21 protein-coding genes are annotated in these 24,391 nt (G+C 63.8%); 19 read left to right on the top strand and 2 right to left on the bottom strand.

Annotated elements, in window-relative coordinates:
• Nucleotide 1 precedes the first annotated feature (1 nt).
• From HUK72_RS18100 to HUK72_RS18085, 4 genes are read left to right on the top strand one after another with little or no spacing between them, the layout of a single operon-like run.
• Nucleotides 2-457 (top strand): Zn-ribbon domain-containing OB-fold protein, encoded by a 456-nt coding sequence (locus HUK72_RS18100; RefSeq protein ID WP_176598186.1) that lies wholly within the window; start codon nt 2-4, stop codon nt 455-457.
• Nucleotides 454-2,604: an acetate--CoA ligase family protein gene (locus HUK72_RS18095; protein WP_176598185.1), complete on the top strand. Its 2,151-nt coding sequence runs from the start codon at nt 454-456 to the stop codon at nt 2,602-2,604. Before HUK72_RS18100 ends, HUK72_RS18095 begins: the two co-directional genes overlap by 4 nt.
• A gap of 4 nt (nt 2,605-2,608) precedes the next feature.
• On the top strand, nt 2,609-3,385 hold the full coding sequence (locus tag HUK72_RS18090; protein ID WP_218036170.1) for a crotonase/enoyl-CoA hydratase family protein: 777 nt from the start codon (nt 2,609-2,611) through the stop codon (nt 3,383-3,385).
• A 12-nt stretch (nt 3,386-3,397) separates the two neighbouring features.
• Nucleotides 3,398-5,170, top strand: coding sequence for an acyl-CoA dehydrogenase (locus tag HUK72_RS18085; RefSeq protein ID WP_176598184.1), 1,773 nt, complete (start codon nt 3,398-3,400; stop codon nt 5,168-5,170).
• A 234-nt stretch (nt 5,171-5,404) separates the two neighbouring features.
• On the opposite strand, the gene HUK72_RS18080 is transcribed toward HUK72_RS18085, so the two are convergent.
• Nucleotides 5,405-6,322 carry a LysR family transcriptional regulator gene (locus tag HUK72_RS18080; RefSeq protein ID WP_176598183.1) on the bottom strand — a complete coding sequence of 306 codons (918 nt, stop codon included), beginning with the start codon at nt 6,320-6,322 and terminating at the stop codon, nt 5,405-5,407.
• A gap of 147 nt (nt 6,323-6,469) precedes the next feature.
• Entirely contained in the window at nt 6,470-7,984 is a 1,515-nt protein-coding gene (locus HUK72_RS18075; RefSeq protein WP_218036169.1) for an MFS transporter, read from the bottom strand.
• A gap of 335 nt (nt 7,985-8,319) precedes the next feature.
• Here HUK72_RS18075 and HUK72_RS18070 point away from each other — a divergent pair, with 335 nt between their 5' ends.
• The 15 genes from HUK72_RS18070 (at nt 8,320) to HUK72_RS18000 (ending at nt 24,278) form a co-directional block, all read left to right on the top strand.
• A complete protein-coding gene (locus HUK72_RS18070; protein ID WP_176598181.1) occupies nt 8,320-9,132 on the top strand; it encodes an NAD(P)-dependent oxidoreductase in 813 nt (270 codons plus the stop codon).
• A gap of 2 nt (nt 9,133-9,134) precedes the next feature.
• Nucleotides 9,135-10,061, top strand: a complete 927-nt coding sequence (locus tag HUK72_RS18065) for a 3-keto-5-aminohexanoate cleavage protein (RefSeq protein ID WP_176598180.1) — start codon at nt 9,135-9,137, stop codon at nt 10,059-10,061.
• Between the two features lie 25 nt (nt 10,062-10,086).
• Complete coding sequence (locus HUK72_RS18060; RefSeq protein WP_176598179.1) at nt 10,087-11,241, top strand: S9 family peptidase; 1,155 nt, start codon at nt 10,087-10,089, stop codon at nt 11,239-11,241.
• A complete protein-coding gene (locus tag HUK72_RS18055) occupies nt 11,238-12,275 on the top strand; it encodes an SMP-30/gluconolactonase/LRE family protein (protein ID WP_176598178.1) in 1,038 nt (345 codons plus the stop codon). The genes HUK72_RS18060 and HUK72_RS18055 overlap by 4 nt, the downstream gene beginning before the upstream one ends.
• Complete coding sequence (locus HUK72_RS18050; protein WP_336950300.1) at nt 12,272-13,066, top strand: SDR family NAD(P)-dependent oxidoreductase; 795 nt, start codon at nt 12,272-12,274, stop codon at nt 13,064-13,066. The genes HUK72_RS18055 and HUK72_RS18050 overlap by 4 nt, the downstream gene beginning before the upstream one ends.
• A gap of 113 nt (nt 13,067-13,179) precedes the next feature.
• The gene (locus tag HUK72_RS18045; protein ID WP_176598177.1) at nt 13,180-14,166 is read left to right on the top strand and encodes a VOC family protein; all 987 of its coding nucleotides are present in this window, start codon (nt 13,180-13,182) and stop codon (nt 14,164-14,166) included.
• A gap of 688 nt (nt 14,167-14,854) precedes the next feature.
• Complete coding sequence (locus HUK72_RS18040; protein WP_176598176.1) at nt 14,855-15,694, top strand: alpha/beta fold hydrolase; 840 nt, start codon at nt 14,855-14,857, stop codon at nt 15,692-15,694.
• A 115-nt stretch (nt 15,695-15,809) separates the two neighbouring features.
• Nucleotides 15,810-17,471, top strand: coding sequence for an FAD-dependent monooxygenase (locus tag HUK72_RS18035; RefSeq protein WP_176598175.1), 1,662 nt, complete (start codon nt 15,810-15,812; stop codon nt 17,469-17,471).
• 20 nt (nt 17,472-17,491) lie between these two features.
• Nucleotides 17,492-18,361 carry a VOC family protein gene (locus tag HUK72_RS18030; RefSeq protein WP_176598174.1) on the top strand — a complete coding sequence of 290 codons (870 nt, stop codon included), beginning with the start codon at nt 17,492-17,494 and terminating at the stop codon, nt 18,359-18,361.
• Entirely contained in the window at nt 18,321-19,430 is a 1,110-nt protein-coding gene (locus tag HUK72_RS18025; RefSeq protein ID WP_255325857.1) for an aromatic ring-hydroxylating dioxygenase subunit alpha, read from the top strand. Before HUK72_RS18030 ends, HUK72_RS18025 begins: the two co-directional genes overlap by 41 nt.
• Before the next feature lie 38 nt (nt 19,431-19,468).
• Complete coding sequence (locus HUK72_RS18020; RefSeq protein ID WP_176598173.1) at nt 19,469-21,724, top strand: TonB-dependent receptor; 2,256 nt, start codon at nt 19,469-19,471, stop codon at nt 21,722-21,724.
• A gap of 29 nt (nt 21,725-21,753) precedes the next feature.
• Nucleotides 21,754-21,900 carry a hypothetical protein gene (locus HUK72_RS18015; RefSeq protein ID WP_176598172.1) on the top strand — a complete coding sequence of 49 codons (147 nt, stop codon included), beginning with the start codon at nt 21,754-21,756 and terminating at the stop codon, nt 21,898-21,900.
• A complete protein-coding gene (locus HUK72_RS18010) occupies nt 21,893-22,627 on the top strand; it encodes a TetR/AcrR family transcriptional regulator (RefSeq protein WP_176598171.1) in 735 nt (244 codons plus the stop codon). Before HUK72_RS18015 ends, HUK72_RS18010 begins: the two co-directional genes overlap by 8 nt.
• Nucleotides 22,628-22,635: 8 nt before the next feature.
• Complete coding sequence (locus tag HUK72_RS18005; protein ID WP_176598170.1) at nt 22,636-23,454, top strand: fumarylacetoacetate hydrolase family protein; 819 nt, start codon at nt 22,636-22,638, stop codon at nt 23,452-23,454.
• 23 nt (nt 23,455-23,477) lie between these two features.
• The gene (locus HUK72_RS18000; RefSeq protein WP_176598169.1) at nt 23,478-24,278 is read left to right on the top strand and encodes a 2-keto-4-pentenoate hydratase; all 801 of its coding nucleotides are present in this window, start codon (nt 23,478-23,480) and stop codon (nt 24,276-24,278) included.
• The last annotated feature ends 113 nt before the right edge of the window (nt 24,279-24,391 follow it).

Raw genomic sequence — 24,391 nt, 5'->3', positions numbered from 1 at the left:
CATGACGGACTATAACGACACCCTCTCCATTCAGCGCGACGCCATCAGGCCGCTGCCTTTTTCGGAACCCTTCTGGGCTGCCACGCGGGAGAAACGCCTGCTGGTGCAGCATTGTCCGCGCACCGGCGTTCCCCAATTCTTCCCGCGCCCGGTCAGCATCGCCACCGGCCGATCCGACCTGGAATGGAAGGAAGTGGACGGGCTGGGCGAAATCTACAGCTACACGGTCACTCATGTCGGGCTGAAGCCATTCAGGGGGCATGAACCCTATGTGGTGATCCTCGCCAGGCTCGACATCGGGGTCGACATCGTCTCCAATCTCGTCAACTTCCGGGAGGATCAGTTGTGCATCGGCCAGCGGATCAGGCCGTTCTGGAAGCCGCTGGACGATGGCCGTCACCTGCTGCTGTTCGAACCCGACGCTCCCTTGCAACAATCCAATCCGGACGCACCATGACCAACCTATATGATGTTACTGTCGATCCAGCCACTGACCGGCGCCCGGGCATGGAGGCGCTGCTTCGTCCCCGCTCGATCGCGATCTTCGGCATGTCGTCGCGCCCCGGAACCACCGGTCGGATCATCCTGAAGCAGATACTCGGCGGCGGTTTTTCTGGAGACATCCATCTTGTCGGCAGGTCGGGGGGCGAGGTTGAGGGAATCCCGATCCTGACCGTCCCGGAAGAGCTGCCGGAAGGGATCGACCTTGCGATCCTGACGGTGCCCGCAGAGGGTCTGCACGACGCCATCCAGGCCTGCGTCGCCCGCAAGATCGGGAGCGCGGTCAGCTTCGCCTCCGGCTTCGCGGAACTGGGCGAGGAGGGCCGTCGCAGGCAGGAGGAGATCGCCGCCGTAGCGGCCCGCGGCAATCTCGCGCTGCTTGGCCCGAACACGGTCGGCTATTATAATTTCGTCGATGGCCTGACGGTGATGATGATCGATCAGGCATCGCCCCCGCCGCTCCCGAAGGACAGCGGCCCCGCCATGGCGATCGTCGCGCAGAGCGGCGGCATCGCCAATCATCTTGCCGGGTCGCTCCGCGCGCGGTCGGTCCCCCTGTCCTACATCATGACGACTGGCAATGAGGCCGTGATCGACGTCAGCCAGTTGGTCGACCATTTCCTCGACGACGACCGCACGCAGGTGATCGCCGCCTATGCCGAGCAGATCGGCGCTCCGCAGGATTTCCTCGCCCTGGGCGCGAAGGCGAAGGCCAGGGGCAAGTCGGTGCTTCTGCTGCATCCGGGGCGCACCGCGAAGGGTCAGGCGGCGGCGAGCACGCATACGGGTTCGCTCGCGGGCAATTATGCCGCCATGGCCCTTGCCGTCGAGCAGGCGGGCATCCTCCTGGTGGAAACGATGGAGGAGCTGATCGACGTCGCGCAGTTGCTGCTCTATTTCCCGCAAGCGCCGGAGGGCGGCCTTGGCCTGCTGACCACGTCGGGAGCGCTCTGCGCCCTGAGCGCCGATTATCTCGACAGCCGCGAGCTTGACATGCCCGCGCTGTCCGATGGGACGCTGGACGCCTTGCGGGCGATGCTGCCCGATTATCTCTCTCCAAAGAACCCGCTGGACCTGGGCACGTTGCCCGCGTGGAAACCGGAGATGATCGGTGCGGGCGCGGCGCAATTGCTGGCCGATCCGAACATCGGCAGCATTATCGTCTCGCTTCCCCTGACCGAAGCGGACCGGATGACGGCCTGGCTGACCTCCTTTTCCGAGGCCTATCGGGCCGCGCCCAAGCCGACGATCTTCGTTCTGGCCGGCGAGGATTGCCCCCTGCCCGACGCCTTGCTGCAAAGCGCCGCAAGGGACGGCATAGTCCTCATGCGTTCGAACGAGCGCGCGATCCGCGCGCTGGCGACCTATCACCGCCATGCCGGGGACCGTCGGCGTCCGGCGCAAGCGGTGCAGCCTGAGAAGTTCGCGTTCCTGCCGCCTTTGGGTTCCGGCACGCAGGCCGAATGGTCCAGCAAGGCCGTCGTTTCCGCCATCGGCATCCCCGTTCCGCCCGGTGCCCTTGCCGTCACGCCCGACGAAGCCGTCTCCATCGCGGAGCGCGTGGGTTATCCGGTGGTCATGAAGGCGCAGGCGGCTTCGCTGGCGCATAAGAGCGAAGTCGGCGGGGTCATGCTCTCCCTGCGCGATGCCGATGCGGTTCGTTCGGCCTGGGACCGGCTGCACGCAAATGTGGCGAAGGGCAGGCCGGACCTGCGGCTGGACGTCATATTGGTGGAGGCGATGGGCCGGCAGGGGCTGGAACTGGTGGTCGGCGCGACCCGCGATGCTGCCTGGGGGCCGATCATGATGGTCGGGCTGGGCGGTATCTGGGTGGAGGCGTTGCAGGATGTGCGCCTCATCTCCCCCGCCATGTCGCGGAACAGGATCGTGGAGGAATTGGGACGGCTGAAGGCGGCCAGACTGCTGCACGGTTTCCGTGGCGCGCCGCCGGTCGATGTGGAGGCCGTGGCCGATGCGGTGCAGGCCGTGGCCCGGCTGATGACGACCGAGCCCGCCATAAAGGAAATCGACATCAACCCCCTGGTCGCCTTGCCGGTGGGCGAAGGCGTCATCGCGCTCGACGCGCTGATCGTTGTGGAGTGAAGGCATGATGAGCGAGGCCATGAGCGATGCCGTGCTGCTGCAGGTGGAGGACCGGATCGCCACCGTCACCATCAACCGGCCGGACCGGCGCAACGCCTTTTCCCGGACGGTTGCCGAAGGGCTGAACGCCGCTTTCTCCACCTTGCCGGAGGATGTTCGAGCGGTGATCCTGACCGGCGCCGGGCCGCATTTCTGCGCCGGGCTGGACCTGAAGGAGCATAAGGAGATCGAGCCGTTCGAGGCGGTGAAATTCTCGCGGTCCAGCCATGACCTGCTGCTCCGGATGCGCAATTGCGGCCGTCCGGTGATCGCGGCGATGCAGGGCGCGGTGATCGGCGGAGGCATGGAAATCGCCTGTCAGGCGCATATCCGCGTCGCTGACGAAAGCGCGTTCTTTGAACTGCCCGAAGGACGGCGCGGCATTTTCGTGGGCGGCGGGGCCAGCGTCAGCGTGGCGCGCATCATGGGCGCCGACCGGCTGATCGAGATGATGCTGACCGGCCGCCGCTATGACGCGCGGGACGGCGAAAGGCTGGGTCTGGCGCATTATGTCGTGGAGGAGGGAAGGGCGCTCGAACGGGCGATGGAGATTGCGCGCAATGTTTCCGGCAACGCCATCATCTCCAACTATATGATCCTCCAGGCCTTGCAGCATATCGACGAGATGCCGGCGGCGGCAGGCTATTTCACTGAAAGTCTGGCGCAGGCGATGACGCTGACGTCGCGTGACGCCAGATCGGGCATGGAAGCCTTCCTGCAAAAGCGCGCCATCGAGTTCTGAAGGGCCGCCCTCATGACATCCTATCGCGCCCCGGTGGCCGAAACCCTCTTCCTGTTGAAGCATGTCCTGCGGATCGATGATTACCGGGACATCGATGCCTTTTCCGAACTTTCGGACGATCTGCTGCTGGCCATATTGGAAGGGGCGGGGCAGTTCTCCGCCGCCGTGCTTGCGCCGATCAATGCGGCGGGCGATGCGGAAGGCTGCACCCGTCATCTCGACGGCAGCGTGACCACGCCGCGTGGCTTCAAGGCCGCCTTCGAGCGGCTGCGCGAAGGCGGATGGAACAACCTCGCCGTTTCGGCCGAGGATGGCGGCCCTGGCTTGCCCTATGTCGTCACCGCGACGGTCGAGGAATATCTGAACAGCGGCAATCAGTCCTTCTGCATGTACAGCAATTGGGGCTTTTTCGGCTCGATGCTGATGCGGGGCGTGTCGCAGCCGCATCTGCGCCGCGACTATCTGGCGCGGCTGGTGTCAGGCGAATGGATCGGCACGATGGCGATGACGGAGCCGCATGCGGGAACCGACCTCGGCCTCATGCGCACGAAGGCCGTGCCGGAGATGGACGGCTCCTATCGCCTGACCGGCACGAAGATGTTCATCTCCGGCGGCGATCACGACCTGACGCCCAATATCGTGCATTTCGTGCTGGCGCGGATCGAGGGCGCGCCCGCTGGCAGCCAAGGGCTGTCGCTGTTCCTTGTCCCCAAATATCTGGCCGGGCCGGATGGCGCGCCGGGCGAAGCCAATGGCGTATCCTGCGGCTCGGTCGAACATAAGATGGGGCTTCGGGGCAGCGCCACCTGCGTCATGCATTTCGACCATGCGCAAGGCTGGCTCATCAGCGAGCCGCATCGGGGGTTGGCGCAGATGTTCCGCCTGATGAACCATGCGCGCCGCCTCACGGGCGTCATCGCCATCGCGGGCAGCGAAGCCGCCTGTCAGCGCGCTGCAAGCTATGTGAAGGAAAGGGTGCAGGGAAAGGCGCCGGGATCGCATGGGCGATCGAACGCCGCCGCCGACCCGCTGATCGAGCAGCCGGACGTGCGCCGCGTCCTTATGACCATCCGCTCGTTCGTCGATGCTGGGCGCGCGCTGGTGCTGTGGCTATCGCTCCAGCTCGATCTGCAGGAACGGTCGCCGGCCGGGGAAGTCCGTCAGCGCGCCGCCGACCGGATCTCGCTCCTCACCCCCATCGCGAAGGCCGTGCTTTCCGACATGGGCCATGATGTGGCGATCATGGCGCAGCAGATGTTCGGCGGGCATGGATATATTGTCGAGACCGGCATCGAGCAATATTCGCGCGACCTGCGGATGCTCTCCTTGGCGGAGGGCGCCAATGGCGTGCAGGCGATGGATCTGGTCGGGCGTAAGCTGGTGCGGGACGAGGGGCATGTCTTTCGGCGCTATATGGCCGATGTGCAGCAGGAAATCGCCGCCCTGCCCGCTGCAATCAGCGATCTGGGCACGGCGATGGAAGCCGCCATGGCGGACGTCGCGGCGGCGGTGGAAACCCTCATCGCCGCCGATGTGGAGGATGCCGGTTATGGCGCCTATGATTTCATGACGGCGCTCGGCCTGCTTGCGCTGGGGCATATGTGGCTGATGATCGCGAGAGCGGCCGTGACGGCAGACGCGCCGGAAGATGTGCGCGACATGAGGGCGCGCCTGACGAAAGCGCGGTTCTTCATGTCCCGGCACCTGGTTGACGTGGCCGCCTGTCTGGCCAGGGTGAGGGCTGCTACGGACGATCTCCGGAACTTGGCGGTGGATGCGTTCTAGGTGCATGGATAAATCCGGAGTGTTGGGGAATGGCCATTAGCTGCGTTAAGTGCGCCGTGTTCCTGCGAAGGCAGGAACCCAGTTCAGACGGCGCGATGATCCACTAGGGGCGGGACTGGGCTCCTGCCTTCGCAGGAGCACGGCTCACCTTAGGGCCAACATCCATGCCCGCTCCGTGCCCATTTCCGCCGCCAACCAACCCTCCATCGCCCGGCTCGCTCAGACAAGCATCCCTCAATAGCGCGAAGCCTCCCGAACCAATTGCGCCATGAGGCGCCGGAGCCATTTCAGCCTGGGGCTTTTGTCGAACCGGCGATGCCACACCTGCTTCAGCTTCATGCGGGGCGAGACGAACGGCGTCTCCAGGATCGCGAGGGGATACATGTTGACCGCCTCTTCCGCCGTGGGACGCGGCAATGTCGCGATAAGGTCGGTCTTCGACACGATATAGGGCAGATAGACCGAATGGGACATGGCGAGGGCGATCCGGCGCTCGATACCCTGCTCCTTCAGCTTCTCCAGGATCAGGTCTCCGACCCGGTTGCCGGGATGCACGACGGCATGGCTCGCCCGCTCATATTGCTCGCGGGAGAGCTGGCCGGCGATGTCCGGATGGTCGCGCCGGACGATGCAGACAGCGTCATGATCCAGAATGACCTGCTGGTGGAAAACAGCGGAATTCAGGTCCGGAAAATAGCCGTAAGCCAGATCGATCTCGCCCGCATCCATTGCCTTGGGAAGATCGTTGGTCTCGCACAATATGGTTCTCAGCGTGATGTCCGGCGCTTCGCGGGCGAGGAAATTGACGATTTCCGGCAGGGATTCGAGTTCCCCGAAATCGGTCGTGCTGATCGTGAAGACACCCTCCCCGTCGCCGGGGTTGAAAGGGGCCTTGGCGAACAGGTCGAACCGGATGGCGTCCAGAATCTCGCGAAGCGGCTCGCGAAATTGCAGCGCCAGTTCGGTCGGGCGCATGGCCCCCTGGCTGCGGACGAAGAGGTCGTCCCCGAACAGATGGCGCAGCTTGTTGAGCGACGCGCTGATCGTCGGCTGGCTGACGCCAAGCTTCTGGGCGGCGTGGGTGAGGTTCTCGACCTCCAGGATCGTATCGAAGATGACGAGCAGATTGAGGTCGATACGGTGGAGATCCATAAGCGCTTGCGCGGTTCCTGCCCGACACCAGAGCGGCCGCCGGTTTTCCGCCGGCGCCGTCACTGATTCAGTTCCACGCGGAAGGGAAGATGACCGCGCTTCCATCAGGATAAGCCCTCCTGAAGCCGTTCGCAATCGGGGAATCCTTCAGGCTTCGGCCAGCCTGGCGGTGGCCGCGGCGACCTCCCCACCGTCGAGCAGATCCTTGCGCAGAGTGCGGGCGGCGATCAGATAATGGATCGCGCCCCATAGAAAGGCTAGCGAGCATGCGACCAGCGCCCAGCGCAGGCCCTGCGCGGCCGCATCGCGGCACAGGGATTCCACCAGCGATGTCGCGGGGACGCCGCCCGTGCACTGTTCGGAATAATCCGCTCCGGCAAAATGCGCCGCCGCCAGCTTGTCGCTCAGGAAGCCGGTGAATGTCGGCCCGACGCCCATGCCGAACAGGTTGACCGCCAGATAGAGCAGGGCGGTCGCCCGCATGCGGGGCGTGACCATATTGTGCATCAGGCCCATGGTGGGGCCAAGGTTCAGATATTGCAGCGCCGGGGGCACCAGCAGGATGGCCATGGCCAGTTCCTGCGTCGGCGCCAGGAAACCCGCCATATAGCCCGGCACGGCCAGGATCAGCCCGAGCGCGGGAATCCACACCGCCCAGCGCCGGTCGTGCAGCGACAGCCGGTCAGTGATGACGCCGGACGCGAAAATGCCGATGCCGGCCGAAACCCCGCTGGTGAGGCCCAGGAACAGGCCCGCTTCGGTCAGGGTCGCGCCATAGGTGCGGATGAAGAAAGGCGCGGCGAAGGTCAGGATGGAATAGGCGCCGAACGCAGCGATGCTCGCCCCCGCGACGATGTGGAACAGGGCGCGCTTGCGGGCGAATTGTTGCAGGACGGCCTTGAAGCTGGGCGGGCTGGTTTCGGCGGCGTGCCCGGCGTCCAGGCGGCCGCGTTCCGGCTCGCGGATGGTGAGCGGGATCAGGATCGCGAGCAAGATGCCGGGAAGGCCGAAGATCACGAAGGTCGCGCGCCAGCCAAAGGCCTCCGCGGCATGGCCGCCGCCGATCGAACCGATCAGCACGCCCGCCGACACGCCGAGCGAATAGATCGAGAAGGCGGTTCCGCGCTTCTCTGGCGGGAAAAAGTCCGTGATCAGCGAATGGGCGGGCGGGCTCGCGCCGGCCTCGCCCACGCCGACGGCGACGCGCAGGGCGAAAAGGCTGGCAAATCCCCGCGCCAGTCCGCTCGCCGCCGTCGCCAGCGACCAGACGGTCAGGGAGGCGGCGATGAGCCATCGGCGGTCCACGCGTTCCGCCAGCCGGGCGACCGGGATGCCGAGCGTCGAATAGAAGATTGCGAAGGCGAACCCGCCCAGCAGGCCAAGCTGCGTGTCGCTAAGGTGCAGCTCTTCCTTGATCGGATTCTGGATGATCGACAGGATCGTGCGATCCATGAAGCTCGACGTGTAGGCGAGCGTCATTAGGAACAGCACCCATGACTTCGTTCGCGCGCTCTCTGCGCCGGCCGATGGCGGCCGGCTGGAGGAATCTGGGGACAAGATTTCGGCCTCCGCTCCGGTCGATCCTATATTGTGCAGGCAGGCCATGACGATTTCACGGGCGGCCTGACGATCAACTATTTCCGCCTGATTATCGGCATCCATCGGCGGCCAGTAATCGTTTCTGGCTATTGGCGGTATCCGCCCTGGCTATTCGGAGGCGCACGCCCGGCCGCATCATAATTGGCGGCGATTATGGGTATAGCGCAAAAAAATTTCAAAGCTCCGGATGCTGCCATTAGCCTTTGCGACTGACTATGGGCCGGCCATCACCGCTTTGCGAAGGTGCGCCCGGCTCTGACAGGATGTGAAAGGGAGAGGTGATCGTCAAAGGGGGGGCCGCCATCGCGGCTGTCGCCAAATCGCGCCGCGTATCCGGCGCCGGACGATCCGCAACTTCTTTTGATCGCAATCCTCGAATGGAGTTTGGAAGAGGGATCATGCGGGTCGGATTCATCGGTCTCGGTTTTCAGGGCAAGCCCCTGGCGCGCAACATTCTGGCGGCGGGCTATCCGCTGGCGGTCCATGACCTGTGGGATGCGCCGGTGCGCGAACTGGCGGCGGAGGGCGCCGTGGCGGCTCGCTCGCCTGCCGAAGTGGCGGCGCAGAGTGATCTCGTCATCGTCTGCGTGGTCGATGACGCACAGGTCATGGAGGTGCTGGATGGCCCGGACGGGGTCTTCGGTGCCGCCGTCAAGGGACAGATCGTCGCCGTTCACAGCACCATATTGCCCGAGACGATGGAGAAAGCCGCCGCGCTCGCAAAGGAACGCGGCATCGCCCTGGTCGATGCGCCCGTCAGCGGCAGCGCCAAGGGCGCGGAGGAAAAAACCATGTCCTTCATGGTGGGCGGCCCGGCCGAGGCAGTGGAGCAATGCCTGCCGGTCTTCCGGGTTTCCGGCTCCACCATCACCCTGACCGGCGGCGTCGGCACGGCGACATCGGCCAAGATCGCGCATCAGCTCATATGCTGCGTCAACATGATGGCGGTCGCGGAGGGCCTTCGTCTCGGTCAGGCCGCGGGTGTTTCCCGCGATGTGCTGCTGGAGGTCTTTCACGGCGGTTTCGCCCAGAGCAGGGCGGCCGAAATGTGGCCCGAACTCGATCTTCATCCCCGCGCTACCCCGATTTTCCACAAGGATCTCAAGGCGGCGCTCGCGCTGGGGCATCAGGTCGACGTGGCGCTGCCCGCGGCCGCGCTGGTGCAGCAGATGCTGAGCCAGATCCTTCCGCGCATCGAAAAGGACAAATGACAATGAGCAAGATCATCATCAGTTGCGCGGTAACGGGGTCGGCCCATACGCCCACCATGTCGGATGCGCTGCCGGTCACGCCGGAGGAGATCGCGGCCCAGTCGATCGAGGCGGCCGAGGCAGGAGCGGCGATCCTGCATCTCCACGCCCGCATTCCGGAGGATGGCCGCCCTACCGGCGATCCCGATGTCTATGGCCGCTTCCTGCCGGTCATTCGCCAGCGCACCGACGCCATCATCAACATCACCACCGGCGGCGCGGCGACGATGCCGGTGGAGGAGCGGCTCGCCGCCGCCATCCGGTTCAAGCCGGAGCTGTGTTCGCTCAACATGGGGTCGATGAATTTCGCCTTCTTCCCCGCCGCCAAGCGGATCGAAAGCTGGAAACATGGTTGGGAGAAGGATTATGTCGTCCATTCGGACGACTATATCTTCCGAAACACCTTCCGCGACATCGAGAAGATACTTTGCACCATGTCGGAGGCGGGCACGAAGTTCGAGCATGAATGCTACGATCTTGGCCATCTCTACAATCTGGCGCATTTCGTCGACCGGGGACTGGTGAAGGCGCCGTTCTTCATCCAGATGATCTTCGGCATATTGGGCGGGGTCGGCGCCGATCTCGAAAATCTCTTCGTCATGAAGGAAACGGCGGACCGGCTGTTCGGGCGCGGCACCTATCAATGGTCGGTGCTGGCGGCGGGCAGGCACCAGATGCCGTTTCTGACGCAAGCGGCGCTGATGGGCGGCCATGTGCGGGTCGGCCTGGAGGACAGTTTGTTCATCGAGCGCGGCGTGCTGGCGGCGTCGAACGCGCAGCAGGTGGGGAAGATCGTCCGCATCCTGAAGGAAATGGGGCATGACCCCGCCACGCCTGCGGCAGCGCGCGAGATGCTGGGCCTGAAGGGCGGCGACCGCGTCGAATTCTGATCGCCGCAAGAAGGAGCATCAAGGGATGTATGAAGCGTTTCCCGGCAATTATGTCTGGAATCTGTCCGTCAACATCTGCCTGAACATGGGCGGCGTGATGGGAGAGATCGACCCGGCGAACGACCGGGTCCGGGCGGTCGCAAGCACGGATGCGGACCAGGGGACGGAAGCCTTTTTCGAAGCCTGGGGGGAGCTTGCCGACCGCGTCCGCACGCTGGCGGCGGAGAGCGAGGCTGCGGGCCATCCGTTCAGCGCGGCGGAGAAATATGCCCGCGCCGCCGCCTATTACATAACGGCGGAGCGCATGCAGAGCCGGGATTTCGCGCCCCGCAAGGCGATGTATGCGCGGCTGCTGGAGACGATGGAGCGTTTCTACGCGACCAGCGACCTGGGCGCGGGCCGCGTCGAATTTCCCTATGAGGGGTCCAGCCTTTCCGCCATTTTCGTGCCGGGCCGCGGCGAAGGACCGCGCCCATGCATGATCTTTTGCAACGGTCTCGACAGCACCAAGGAGATGGTGATGCTCACCCTGCGCGACCGGTTCGCGAAGCGGGGCATTTCGACCCTGGTGATCGACCAGCCTGGCGTGGGCGAGGCGCTGCGGCTGAACGGCCTGCCCGCCGTTCACGACACCGAACGCTGGGCGCGGGCGGCGGTGGACTATCTGGAGACCCGCGCCGATGTCGATCCCAAGCGGATCGGTATGATGGGCTGGTCGATGGGCGGCTATTATGCACCGCGCGCTCTGGCCTATGAACCGCGCTTCGCGATCGGGGCGGTATGGGGCGGCAATCATGACTGGGGCGGGCATCAGAAAGCGCGGCTGGCCCGCGAGGGCGACATGCCGGTGCCGCATTATTGGGACCATGTCATGTGGGTCTGGGGTCAGCCCGACATGGACAGCTTCATGACGCTGATGGAGAAGGTGAACCTGAACGGTCATCTTCAGAATATCCGCGTCCCCTTCCTGGTGACGCATGGCGGCAACGACCGGCAGATACCCGTCAAATATGCCCATATGAGTTATGATCAGGCCATCAACAGCCCCGACCGCGAGTTGAAGATCTTCACCGAGCGGGAAGGCGGCATCGAACATTGCGGCGCCGACAATATGGAGCCGGTGCAAAATTATATCGGTGACTGGCTTGCCGACCGTTTCGCGAAAATGGAGGCGGCATGACCCTCATCAGGCAGGCCCCCGGCCCCAATCCGCTGAAGGGCTTTCGCGTCGATCCCGCGTCGATCCGCTTCATCGGCCAGGATTTGCAGCGGCCCGAATGCATATTGGCGGAGCGCGACGGCACGCTCTGGAGCGCCGATGCGCGGGGCGGCGTCATGCGCATCGCGCCCGACGGTTCGCAAAGGCTGATCGCCCAGACCGCCGATCCGCATTTCGACCTGTCGGCTTCGGCTGCCGACAGCCTGTTGACGGGAACCCTGCCCAACGGCCTCGCCTTTGCGGCCAATGGCGACATCCTCATCTCCAATTTCGGCACCGACCGGCTGGAGCGCATGACGCGGAGCGGGGAGACCCGCATCCTGCTGGAAGAGATTGACGGCAGGCCGCTCGGCAAGGTCAATTTCGTGCTGCGCGACAGCAAAGGACGCATCTGGATCACCATCTCCACGATGATCAATCCGTGGAGCGCCGCCATCCGCACGGGGCTGGACGACGGATGCATCATCCTGCTCGACGACAGGGGCGCGCGGATCGTGGCGGACGGCCTGCATTTCACCAATGAAATCCGCTTCGATGCGAAGGAGGAGTGGCTCTATGTCGCGGAGACGACGGCCAAGCGCGTGACGCGTTTCCGCGTGCAGCCCGACGGATCGCTGACGGGGCGGGAGGTCTATGGGCCGTCTTCGCTTGGCAACGGGCTGATCGACGGCATCGCCTTCGATGCTTACGGCAATCTCTGGGCGACGATGATCTTTGCCGATCGACTGGTCGCGATCACGCCGGAGGGGGAGGCGCTGGAACTGCTGGACGACGGCGATCCGCAGGGCACGCAGGCGCTGGAGGCGGCCTTCGCCACCGGCGATCCCGTGCCGTTCGATATTTTGATGCAATCGGGCGGCGCCATCTGCCCCTGGCTTGCCAGCATCACCTTTGGCGGGGAGGATTTGATGACGGTCTATCTGGGCGGCCTGCGCAGCACCAACATCCCCGCCTTTGCCAGCCCGGTCGCCGGCCTGCCCATGGTGCATTGGTGAGCGCGGGCGTGGCGACCCTGCCGCTGCTGGCCGGTAAGCGCATCCTCGTCACCGGGGCGGGCAGCGGCATCGGCTTTGGCGCGGCGAAGACCTTCGAAGCCTTCGGGGCGCAGGTGGTCGTTTCCGACCTCAACGCCGCCGCGCTGGCCGAAGCGTGGCCCGACCTGCCCGCCGAACGGCGCATCGCCCTGGACGTGATGGAGGAGGCGCAGTGCACCGCCTGCGTCGACCAGACCGTGGATGTCCTTGGCGGCCTGGACGGCGCATTCAACAGCGCGGGCATTGCCGATCCGGTCCAGCCCGCGCTGGAGGTGGATGTCGATGCATGGCAGCGCACCGTCGATGTGCATGTGCGCGGCAGTTTTCTGGTGGCGCGGGCGGCGGGCCGGGTCATGGTCGCGCAGGGTTCCGGATCGATCGTGCTCGTGTCGTCGGTCAATGGCGTGAACGGCATACCGCGCCGCCATGCCTATGGTCCCGCAAAGGCCGCCATCGCGCAGCTTGCCCGCACGCTGACCTGCGAATGGGCGATCCATGATGTGCGCGTTAACGCCATCGCGCCGACCTACATCAACACCCCGATGATCGAGCGCCTGTCGCGGGAAGGAAAGATCGACATCGATAGGCTGGAGAGGCGGACGCCCATGGGCCGCATCGGCAGCGTGCAGGATGTGGCGTTCGCGGCCGCTTATCTGCTGTCGGATCTGAGCGGCTATATCACGGGCGTGAACCTGCCGGTCGACGGCGGATGGCTCGCTTATGGCGGGCCGGGAGACGTGGCGACCGCATGACGGGGAATATCCTCCCCGGCTATTGGCGGTATCAATCCAAATAATTTCTCCGGCGCCATCCCCAAGTCTATCCCGACAAGGGCACCGAAACGACAAGGCTGGAGAGGTATAATATGGCGATCATCGGCATTGAACGCCTGGTCTATGGCGTGGACGACATTGAGAAGTCGGCGCGTTTCTTCCGGGATTTCGGGCTTCGCGAGTTGGGGGTGGAGGGCGATGCCGTCCATTTCGAGCTGGCGAACGGCGCGCGCGTCGTCCTCCTCCCGCTCGGCCATCCCGCCCTTCCGCAAGGGGGACGAGTGGTGGACCAGGGCGTGCAGGAGGTCGTGTGGGGCGTCGACAGTCCGGCGGCGCTCGACCGCCTCTGTGCGCGGGTGGAGCAGGTCGTCCCTGTCCGGCGCGATGGCGAGTTTGCACGTTTCGTGACGCCGTTCGGCGTTCCGATGGCGCTTCGGGCCTGGACGCCGCGTGCCGTGGTCTGCGCGCCCGACCTGGCCAACGCTCCCGGCCGCGTGGAACGGCTCAACCGGCCGCGCCGCTGGCGGTTCCAGGCTGTTCCCCGGCTCATCACCCATGTCGTCTTTGCTGTGCCTGACTATGATTCCGTATATCAGTTCATGGTCGACATATTGAATTTCCGGCTGACGGACCGCCAGGTGGGTTTCGGCAATTATCTGCGCGCCGATGGCACGAACAATCACCATAATATCCTGTTGTTGAACGCCAATGCGCCCTTTCCGGGGGTCGACGGCAATCTCCGCTTCCATCACGCCAATTTCGCGCTGGAGGATCTGGATGAGATCATGATCGCGGTCAACAACATGGCCCGCAAGGGTTGGGAACCGTCGGATCAGGGCCTTGGCCGGCACCGCGTCGATTCCGCCCTCTTCTATTATTTCCCCTGTCCTGCCGGCGGCGAAGCGGAATTCGGTGCGGACTCCGATTATGTCGACGACAATTGGGTACCGCGCGAATGGACCAATCCGTTATTCGCCTATGCCCATTTCGTTCACGACCTGCCGCCCTTCCTGATGCGGGAGCCGTCGTGGAATTTCCGCTATATCACCGGCATTGAGGAAAGCGGGCACGATCATTGAATGGGGCGACGGCCCGCATCCTGCCATTCGAAAAAGGCAGGATGCGGACCGCATCCAAGAACGTCATGACGAAGCCCCTCGGCGCGGGAAGCGCCCCTCAGAGCGAGCGCTCTCTCTTTCTTGACGCCTAGCGGCTGGGCCATGAAGGCCCTGCGACGGTCTGGGAACCCGCAACTTTGGCGGCCAACCTCATCCTCTTAAAAGCAGCGCCTTCATCGCGGTGTTGCCGATTTCATGCATGCATGGGCCGCTTCTTCCGACAATGGATGAGGCGAAGACCTTAGCGGCAGGCGCGGCTGCACGATGGATTGGCCGCCCCGATTTCCTGGGGCTGCCAGCGCTACTGGAACTACTGAAATGTTCGATCCAGAAATTTCCTGGCGATTCGGCATGCAAGCCAATCGCGGTTGGATATATGGTTCGTCCCACCCTACAGGAAATACCCTTAAAACACCAATATTAAATACATATATATCAGTAAGTTAAATATATACTGCCGTTGATCGATGGCGGTGCTGCGGCGGCATTTCCCGATGGTTGGCATGCGGCCAGCGGCATCGTTGACATGGCTTCACGATGAATGTATGGATCGTTACAGATAATTTGAGACATGATGCCGTTCGAAGACCATGGCGCTCGCGGCGCCGGTGGCGGGCGGCGATGTCTCTCAATAGCCAGAGGAGCGGAAATGGAGCAGGAGGGGATAGAAATCGCTGAAATCGGATCGTCGATCGAAGCGATGGGGCTCAAGACCAATTATCATGATCATGGCGAAGGGGAGCCGATCGTTCTCATCCACGGTTCCGGAGCCGGTGTCAGCGCATGGGCCAATTGGCGTCTGACCATACCCCAGCTTGCGAAGCGCGCACGCGTGATTGCCTATGATGTTCCCGGATTCGGCTTCACGGAACTCGATCCATCCGCCCATTACACGATCGATTATTGGCTGGATCATCTCGTCGCCTTTCTCGACGCGTTGAATCTGGACAAGGTTTCCTTCGTCGGCAATTCATTCGGCGGCACGCTCTCCACGCAATTCGCCAGCCGCTATCCGGAACGCGCGCACCGCCTGGCGATGATGGGCGCCAATCTGCTCTCCCACGATATTCTGCCGGATCTGGACCGTTTGGGCTGGGGATATGAACCGTCGCTCGAGATGATGCGGGAATTGCTGGAGGTCTTTCCCTACGACAAGAGCATCATTACGGAAGAGCTGGTTCAGGCGCGCTACGAAGCGACGATGCGGCCGGAATACCAGGCGGCTTTCCGGTCCATGTTCCCCGCGCCCAGGCAGCGCTGGATCGACGCGCTGGCGCCCACGGCCGACCAGCTATCCCGGCTGGAATGCGAGATGCTGATGATCCACGGCCGGGAAGACCGGATGGTGCCGGTGGATGTCAGCATCAGGGCGGCGATGATCGTGCCGCGCGCCGAGGTTCATGTTTTCGGGCGCTGCGGCCATTGGGTCCAGATCGAGCGGCCGCGCGAGTTCATGGCGCTGATCCAGAATTTCTTCTTCGGTTCCTGAACAAGCGGGCCGCAAGCGATCTCCGCCCCTGCGGCAATGGAATGCGGATTGACATCACTGTAGTGATCGATACACGATAATGTAAAGCCGGTCATAAGGCATAGTTGAGGAAGCCATGGAAAATCACGAAGTCGTCATTGTCGGCGCGGGGCCAGTCGGTTTGATCGCGGCCATGGATCTCGCTTATCGCGGCGTTTCCGCCGTGGTGCTTGAAGCCCGTTCCGATGAAGAGCCGATGCATTCCCGTTGCAACACCACCAGCGCGCGGACGATGGAGTTCCTTCGCCGCCTGGGCTGTAGCGGAGAATACAGGAAGACTGGGCTGCCCGCGGATTATCCGACCGACGTGCTCTACATGACCCGCATCAACGGCGTGGAGATCACGCGGTACAAGCTTCCATCTTCCGGCTCCCGCTTCGAGGAGGATCGCTTTTCCCATGATGCGGGCTGGCGTTCGGCCGAGCGTCCGCACCGCAGCAGCCAGATGTTCCTGGAACGCGTGCTGCGCGATCATGCGGTGAACGTCATGGGCGTTGACCTGCGCTATTTCCACCAGGTCACCGACGTGGTCCAGTCGGACGGCCGCGTGGCGCTGGATTTCACGGATACGCGGTCGGGCGAGGCTGGCCGCATCGCCGCTAAATATGTCATGGCCTGCGATGGCGGGCGCTCGACGCTGCGCCGCCAACTGGGCATCCGGATGGAGGGCGGCGCCACCGGCCTGGGCCGCACCCAGTCGATCTTCTTCCGGTCGGCTGACGTGATGAAGAATTTCTCGGTGCAGCCGGGTTGGATGAACTGGGTCATCAACAAGGATTGCTTCGGCAACATCATCCCGATCGACGGGAAGGATCTGTGGCTGACCCATTGCATGATCCCCGAGGGCGCCGAGGGCGTCACCGAAGAGGAATATGACCGGCAAATCCGCCAGACCATGGGCTGCGACATCGATTATGAGGTGATCAGCATCGAAACCTGGCAATTCAACCGGGTCGTGGCCGAACGCTACCGGTCCGGCAATGTGTTCCTGGCGGGCGATGCCGCCCATGCCTGGCCGCCCTATGCGGGCCATGGCATGAACACCGGCATCGAGGATGGGATCACGCTGAGCTGGATGCTGGCCGGGGTCGTGCAGGGCTGGGCGCCGGAATCCATCCTGGATGCCTATGATGCAGAGCGTCGGGGCATCGGCAACCAGACTTCCAACGCAGCCGCCGGCATGGCGGCCAATCAGCACGAAATCACGCAAAAGCAGGAATATCGCGGTCTCGTTGAAGAGCCGGGCGAGACCGGGGCGGCTGCGCGCCGGTACCTGCGCAACCGCCTGCTCGACGTAGACAGCCAGCAATTCTCGGCCGAGGGCCTCAATTTCGGGCTGCATTACGACCAGTCCCCGATCATCGCCTATGACGAGGGAGTCGCGCCGCCTTTCGGCGTGGCCGATTACACGCCTTCGACCGTGCCGGGCTGCCGCGTGCCGCATTTCGCATTCGTGGAGACCGGCACGCCGCTACTCGATCTGCTGGGCAAGGGTTTCACGCTGCTGGTCTCCGACGACGGCATCGACACGTCCGGCCTGGCGGATGCGGCGGCGGCTGTCGGCCTGCCGTTCCAGGTGATCGACATCGCCCACGAGCCCAAGGCGCGGAAGCTCTACGATCACAAGCTGGTGCTGGTGCGCCCCGACGACCGCATCGCCTGGCGCGCGAACGAGGCTCCGGCCGATCCGGCGGCGGTCATCGCCCGGATACGCGGCGCGGCGCCGGTCCAAATCTAAACATATTGTCCTGGGAGATCATGATGGCCCTGAAACTGGCTTATGTGGGCGTAGAGGCGTCACGGCTCGACAAGTGGCAGGAATTTGGCGAGCTTGTCGGCCTGCAGGCCGTTCCCGCCGCCGATGCCCTGTTCCTGCGCATGGATGAAAAGGCGCGCCGCTTCATCGTCACGGAAGGCGCGAAGGACGACTTCGCCTTTGCCGGGTTCGAGGCGGAGAATGCCGGCGAATTTGAGGAGACGCTGGCCCGCTTCGCCCGGTTCGGCATTGCCTATAGCGAAGGCGACAGTTCCGGCGCCGCGCTACGGAGCGTGGACCGCTACGTCACCTTCCACGATCCGGAAGGGCTGCAGCATGAAGTCGCGCTGGGCTGCAAGGATGCCGACACCCCCTTTGATCCGAAGATCAGCACCAACGGCTTCGTGACCGGCGAAGAGGGGCTGGGCCATGTCGCGATCAACTGCAAGGATTATCAGGCCTGCGAAGACTATATGACGAAGGCCATAGGCGCGGGGCTCAGCGACCATATCTTTTCCGATTTCGGCCAGTCCCAGGTCAAGGCCACCTTCCTCCACGTCAATCCGCGGCATCATTCGATCGCCTATGCGCAGTTTCCGTTCGAAACCTCCCGCAACATCGACCATATCATGATCGAAGCCGCCGAACTGACCGATGTTCTCAAGGCGCAGGCGCGGGTCATAGAGGCGGACATCCCGATCACGATCTCGCTGGGCGAGCATCCCAACGACCATGCCGTGTCCTTCTATTGCTCGACGCCCTCGGGGTTCCGGCTGGAATTGGCGTCGCGCTGCATAAAGGTGACGCCGGGCGCCTGGGAAAGCGGTCATTATGACTATTTTTCGATGTGGGGTCATCGTGTCCTCGCGTGAGACCGGCCTTCGCCCCGGCCAGTTCCCGCTCAACGCGTGGTACATGGCCGCCTGGTCCGACGAGTTGGGCGAGGGGCTGCTGTCCCGCCGCCTGCTCGGCAGGCCGGTGCTCGTCTATCGGCTGGACGATGGCGATGTCGTCGCCTGCGAGGATATGTGCCCACACCGCTTCGCGCCTCTCAGCAAAGGGCGGAAGACCGCCACGGGCATCCGGTGCGGCTATCATGGCCTGCATTTCGACCGGACGGGCCGGTGCGATCATAATCCGACGGGAAACGGCCATATCCCGGCGGGGACGCAGGTGCGGACCTTCCCGATTGTGGAGCGGCACCGGATATTGTGGATATGGATGGGCGATCCGGATCGCGCCGACGATGGGCTGATCCCCGATTTCGGCATCATGCCGAATGGCGGCGCCTATGCGAATATCGGCAATTATCTGCATGTGAAGGCCAATTGCCTGCTCGAAATCGACAATCTCATGGACCTGTCCCATGTGAACTTCATCCATGACGGCACGCTGGGCAATGACAGCATGCGCTCCGCCGAGGTGAAGGTGACGGAAGCGGGCGGGGCGGTCAGGGCCGACCTCTGGATGCCCGGCACGACCGGCGGCTTCGGGCCGATGACGGGTCAGCCCTGCGATCAGTGGCTGAACATGGTCTGGATGGCGCCCACGAGCATGATGCTGGAGTTCGGCGCCGTGCCGCAGGGGACAGAGCCGGTGCAGGACCCCTATGGCATCGCCTTCCATATCGTGACGCCCGAAACGGACCGGACGACGCATTATTTCTTCGGGTCGTCCGGCAGCTTTGCCAAGGATGAGGAAGCGAAGATGGCGTTCATCCGCGACGCGCAGTTCAGGGCCTTCCTCACGGAAGACAATCCCATGATCGAGGCGGTGGACGAGCGGATGGACGGGGCGGACTTCTGGTCGATGCGGCCGGCGATCCTGCCCAATGACAAGGCGGCCATCCGCGTGCGGCGCAGGCTGGAGAAAATGTGCCGGGAGGAAGCCGCGACCGGCCCGAAAGCAACGCAGCCGATCGGGGAAAGCGATCCGGCGTGAACAAGCCGAATATAATGAAAAACTGGGGAGAGAATAGCATGAAGACCAGGATTCCCAATATCTGCTCTGCCGCCGCGATGGCCATGAGCATCGCCATGGCGCCTTCGATGGCCGTGGCGCAGGACGCCTCGACCGATGCGCCCGATCAGGCGGCCCAGCAGACGGGCCTTGCCGAAATCGTCGTCACGGCTCAGCGCCGGGCGGAGTCTCTTCAAAAGGCCCCAATCGCCGTGTCTGCGGTGAGCGGCGACGCCCTTGCCCAGCGCGCCGTGACCGACCTGACCGCTATCGTGTCTAGCGTGCCGGGCTTCAACGTTTCGGAACAGATCGGGCAGGCCCGGCTGACCCTGCGCGGCATCGGCGTCGACAATATCTCCACGGGTTCGGAAAGCAGCGTCGCCTTCAACCAGGACGGCGTCTTCTTCTCGCGCTCGGCGGCGGCGCTCGCCTCTTTCTACGATGTCGAGCGGGTGGAGGTGCTGCGCGGGCCGCAGGGCACGCTCTATGGCCGCAACGCGACGGGCGGTTCGGTCAATATCATCACGAAGCGTCCGACCTTCGACCATAAGGGCGGCGTCAGCATCACGGTCGGCAACTACGACACGATCAACGCCGATGCCTATGTGTCCGGCGGGTTGACCGACACCGTCGCCGTGCGGCTTTCCGGCCAGATCCAGAATCATTCCGGGTACGGCACCAACATCACGACCGGCACGGACATCGATTCCAAACATTCGCAGGCGCTGCGCGGGCAATTGCTGTTCCAGCCCAATGAGCGGCTGACCATCTTGCTGGGCGCGGATTATTATCATTCGGACGACCGGTCGAACACTTATCATTATTTCGGACCCGCCGGTCTCACGGCGAGCGGCGATCCGGTGACGCCGACCGCCATCCTGCTGGGCGGGGTGACGCCGCAGAGCGAACGCGACGTGGCGAGCGTGCGCGACCCGTCGACCAAGGCCGAATTCTGGGGCGGCCGCGCCGACATTTCCTATGAGCTGAGCGACGAGGTGACGCTGCGTTCGCTGACCGCCTATCGCAGCAGCAAATTCGATCTGAAGACTGACATCAACCCGCTCGGCGTCGACCTCTTCCCGCTCGACTTGGCGGAGAAGTCCGATCAATATTCGCAGGAATTGCAGCTCAACTGGGACACTGATCGCAACAAGCTGGTCGTCGGCGCATTCTATATGGACGAGACCATCGACGGCGTGTTGGCCGCGCCACTCAGCCTGCTGACGGTGGGCGGTCCGGACCTGTTCGTGCAGGGCTTCTACGCCGGTGGGCGGCTGAAGACGAAGGCCGCCGCCGCCTTCGCGCAGGACAGCTATTCAGTGACGGACGCGCTGCGCATCACGCTGGGCGCCCGCTATAGCTGGGAACGCAAGCGGGTTGCCGATCAGTCGGATTTCGACTTCGATCGCCTCTACGACCCCGCGAACCAGCCGCGCGTCCCGGTGCATCACGACAGCAAGACCTTCAAATCCTTCACGCCCAAGATCGGGATCGATTTCGACCTTGCGCCCCAGACGCTGGTCTACGCGTCTTTCTCGAAGGGGTTCAAGGCGGGCACGTTCAATCTCGGTTCGGGCGGCCCCGCGCTCGATCCCGAAAAGGTCGATGCCTATGAGGCCGGCATCAAGTCGACGCTGCTGGACGGGCGCCTCCGGGCCAATCTCTCGGCCTTTTATTATGACTATTCGGACTTGCAGGTGGGCAAGGTCCAGGGGCAGCTCGTCGTGCTGGAAAATGCCGCCGCCGCCGAAATCTATGGCGTGGAGGGCGAATTCACGTTGGAGCCTGTCCGCAACCTTCAGCTTCAGTTGAATGCGAGCTACCTGCATGCCCGCTTCACCCGCTATGTCACCGCCGATCAGGCGCGGCCCGCCGGGGATGGCGTGACGGTCGACGACAATGGCGTTCCCGCCTTCGACCTGTCGGGCAATTCCTTGCCGCAGGCGCCCAATTACACGATCGACCTGTCGGCCCAATATAGTTTCGACCTGCCGTCCGGTTCGCTGACGGTGCGGGGGGAAAGCTATTGGTCGGACCGGATCTATTTCAGCCCGTTCAACCGCGATGTGGTTTCCCAGGCGCCCTATAACCAGCAAAATGCCTATGTGACCTACCGCGCCGAAAACGGGTTCCGGCTGACCGGCTTCATCCGCAACATCGGCAACAAGACGATCCGGTCGTCGGGGCAGGTGGCGACGACGCTGCTGGGCTCGCCGGTCGTCGGCTTCGTCAAGCCGCCGCGCACCTACGGCCTGACTCTGGCCTTCGATTATTGAATGAAAGGAAACGGAATGACGGTGGAAAGATGGCGGGGCTCATGCTGATTGCGCGCCATGCGCAGGCGGACCGGCATTGTCGCGGGCTGGCGCGCGCCATTGGTTTCGCCGCCGCCATGCGGCAATATCCCGCCATCGGGTGGGGCACCTTCTTCCGGAATGATCGGCATGGCTGATCATGACGGGCAGAAGGTCGTCCCCCTCAAGACCCAGTATCGCAAGGGAGTGAGGCGCATGAACAAGGCCAGGAAAAGAACATCGGACGCCGGTGCGGCAGGGGATATGGATTCGCGCCAGGCGATCCTGGAAGCGGCGGCGCGGATCATGGCCACCAAGGGCTTTTCCGGCACCTCCATCTCCATGATCTGCAAGGCGGCGGGATGCCCGGCCAGCTCGCTCTACTGGCATTTCGACAGCAAGGAAAATCTCTTCGCGGAGGTGGTCCACTGGAAGGCGGACCGTTTCTTCGGGAAATTCGCCCAGGGGCAGCGGAATAACGACTGGTCGGAAGGCACGATCGACGAGATTGCGGAGCAGGTCGGCAACGCGTTGCAGGACGATCCGCTGATGATGCGTTTCATCCTTTTGCTCGGGCTGGAGCGCAAGGACATGCCCGAAGAGGTGCGCAAGGTCATCATCGACGTCCGCAATTCGGCGCGGCTGTGGTGGCAGGCGATGCTCCAGCGCCAGTTTGCCAGCAGAGGTTCGACCGTCGCCCGACTGGTCGCTGAGGAATATGCCGAATTCGGACGCTCGCTGATCGACGGCGCCTTCTTTGCGTGGGAATTCGGGGACGGTCCCGATCTGCGCAAGGTGTTCCGGCAGTTGATGGTGCTGCTGTCCGCGTTGGACGAAAAAATCGCCGCGGAGGAAAATCGGTCCTCCGACAACTCCAGTGCATGAGAGCAATCATGAACGATAGAGCATCCACAGGCGCCGACCGCGCCGAACTGGCCGAACATGGCAGGCTGCTGTTCGAGGCGTTGCGCGGGCGCCGCACTATTTCCCCGCTGATCGACCGTTCGCCCGCCCTTTCCATCGACGACGCCTATGCGATCAGCCTGGATTTCCTGGCGCGGCGGCTGGCCGACGGCGAAAAGGTCGTCGGCAAGAAGATCGGCGTGACCAGCAAGGCCGTTCAGGACATGCTGGGCGTGCATCAGCCCGATTTCGGCTTTCTGACCGACGGGATGCTGGTGGAGGGCGCGATCGACATGGACGGCAGGAAACTGATCGCGCCTCGCGCCGAAGCTGAGATCGCCTTCATCCTGAAGACCGGCCTCAAGGGGCCGGGCGTGACGGCGGCGGATGTCGTCGCCGCGACTGGAAGCGTGGCCCCCTGTTTCGAGATCGTCGACAGCCGGATAGACGATTGGCGGATTTCGATCATCGACACGGTGGCCGACAATGCCTCCTGCGGCGTCTACCTGCTGGGGGAGGAGCGGATCGATCCCGCCGGGTTGGACCTGCCCGGTCTTTTCGTCACCGTCACCAAAAATGGCGAATATCTGTCCGAAGGCTATGGCCATGCCGTCCAGGGCGATCCCGCGCAGGCGGTTGCGTGGCTGGCGAACACGCTGGGCGGTTATGGCGTGACGCTGGATGCGGGGGACGTCATCCTCTCCGGCTCGCTGGTGCCGCTCGCGCCGGCGCAGCAGGGCGACCGTTTCGAAATGGTCTTGAGTTCGGACGGCCGGACCCTCGGCTCCTGCGTCGCCCAATTCACATGAAGGATCAGGATATGCAAGGCGCGATGGATAGGCGGACCGCTAGCTTCGCGACGGAGCGGGACGCGTTGCTGCGGCAGGCGGCCGACGCCCTCGCCGCCGCCGAAAGGAACGGCCGCCCCATAGCGCCGCTGACTGACGCGATGCCCGATCTTTCCACGGCGGAAGCCTATCGGATCGCGGCCATGCGGACGGCGGCGCTGGGGCGGGCGACCGTCGGATACAAGCTGGGCTATACCAGCGCAGCCATGCGCGCCCAGATGGGGGTCGAAGAACCCAATCATGGCGTCCTGCTCGAAGGCAGCGGCGGTTATGGGGAGACCATCGTCGCCGCGGACGCGCTGATCCATCCGCTTGTCGAACCCGAAATCAGCTTCCTGATGGGACGGAATCTCGCCGGGCCCGGCGTGGATCGCAATCAGGCCTGGGATGCCGTGGCGGCGGTTATCGCTTCGCTGGAGGTCGTCGACACGCGCTATCTCAGCTACCGGTTCAAGGCGGCCGACAACATAGCCGACAACAGTTCGGCGGCCCGCTTCGTGTTGGGCGATGCCGTGGCGCGGGAGGAGGTCGGGGATCTCCGGGATGTCGTCGTCACGCTTGAATGCGACGGCCGCGCCATCGACGCCGGAGCGGGACGGGACGCGCTGGGCGATCCGGTGCTCGCGGTCGCGTGGCTCGCCAATGCATTGGCCGCGTCCGGATCGTCCATTGAGGCGGGCCAGATCATCATGTCCGGGGGTCTTACCAAGGCCCATGCCGCCGCGCCCGGATCGCGCTTTTCAGCCTCTTTCCAGGGTCTGGGCCATGTTGCCGCGCAGTTCTGAAGGGAGGCCCGAGGCGGGAGGATGGGACATGGATGCTGGCGACAGGCCCCGCATCCGGCATGGGGCGGCCCGACGGCGCGCCGGACGTGAACCACTGGAATGAAATCAAACGC

Origin of the sequence: Sphingobium sp. 15-1, assembly GCF_013375535.1 — a bacterium.
Taxonomy (GTDB): domain Bacteria; phylum Pseudomonadota; class Alphaproteobacteria; order Sphingomonadales; family Sphingomonadaceae; genus Sphingobium; species Sphingobium aromaticivastans.
This window is presented reverse-complemented; position numbering and strand designations above follow the sequence as displayed.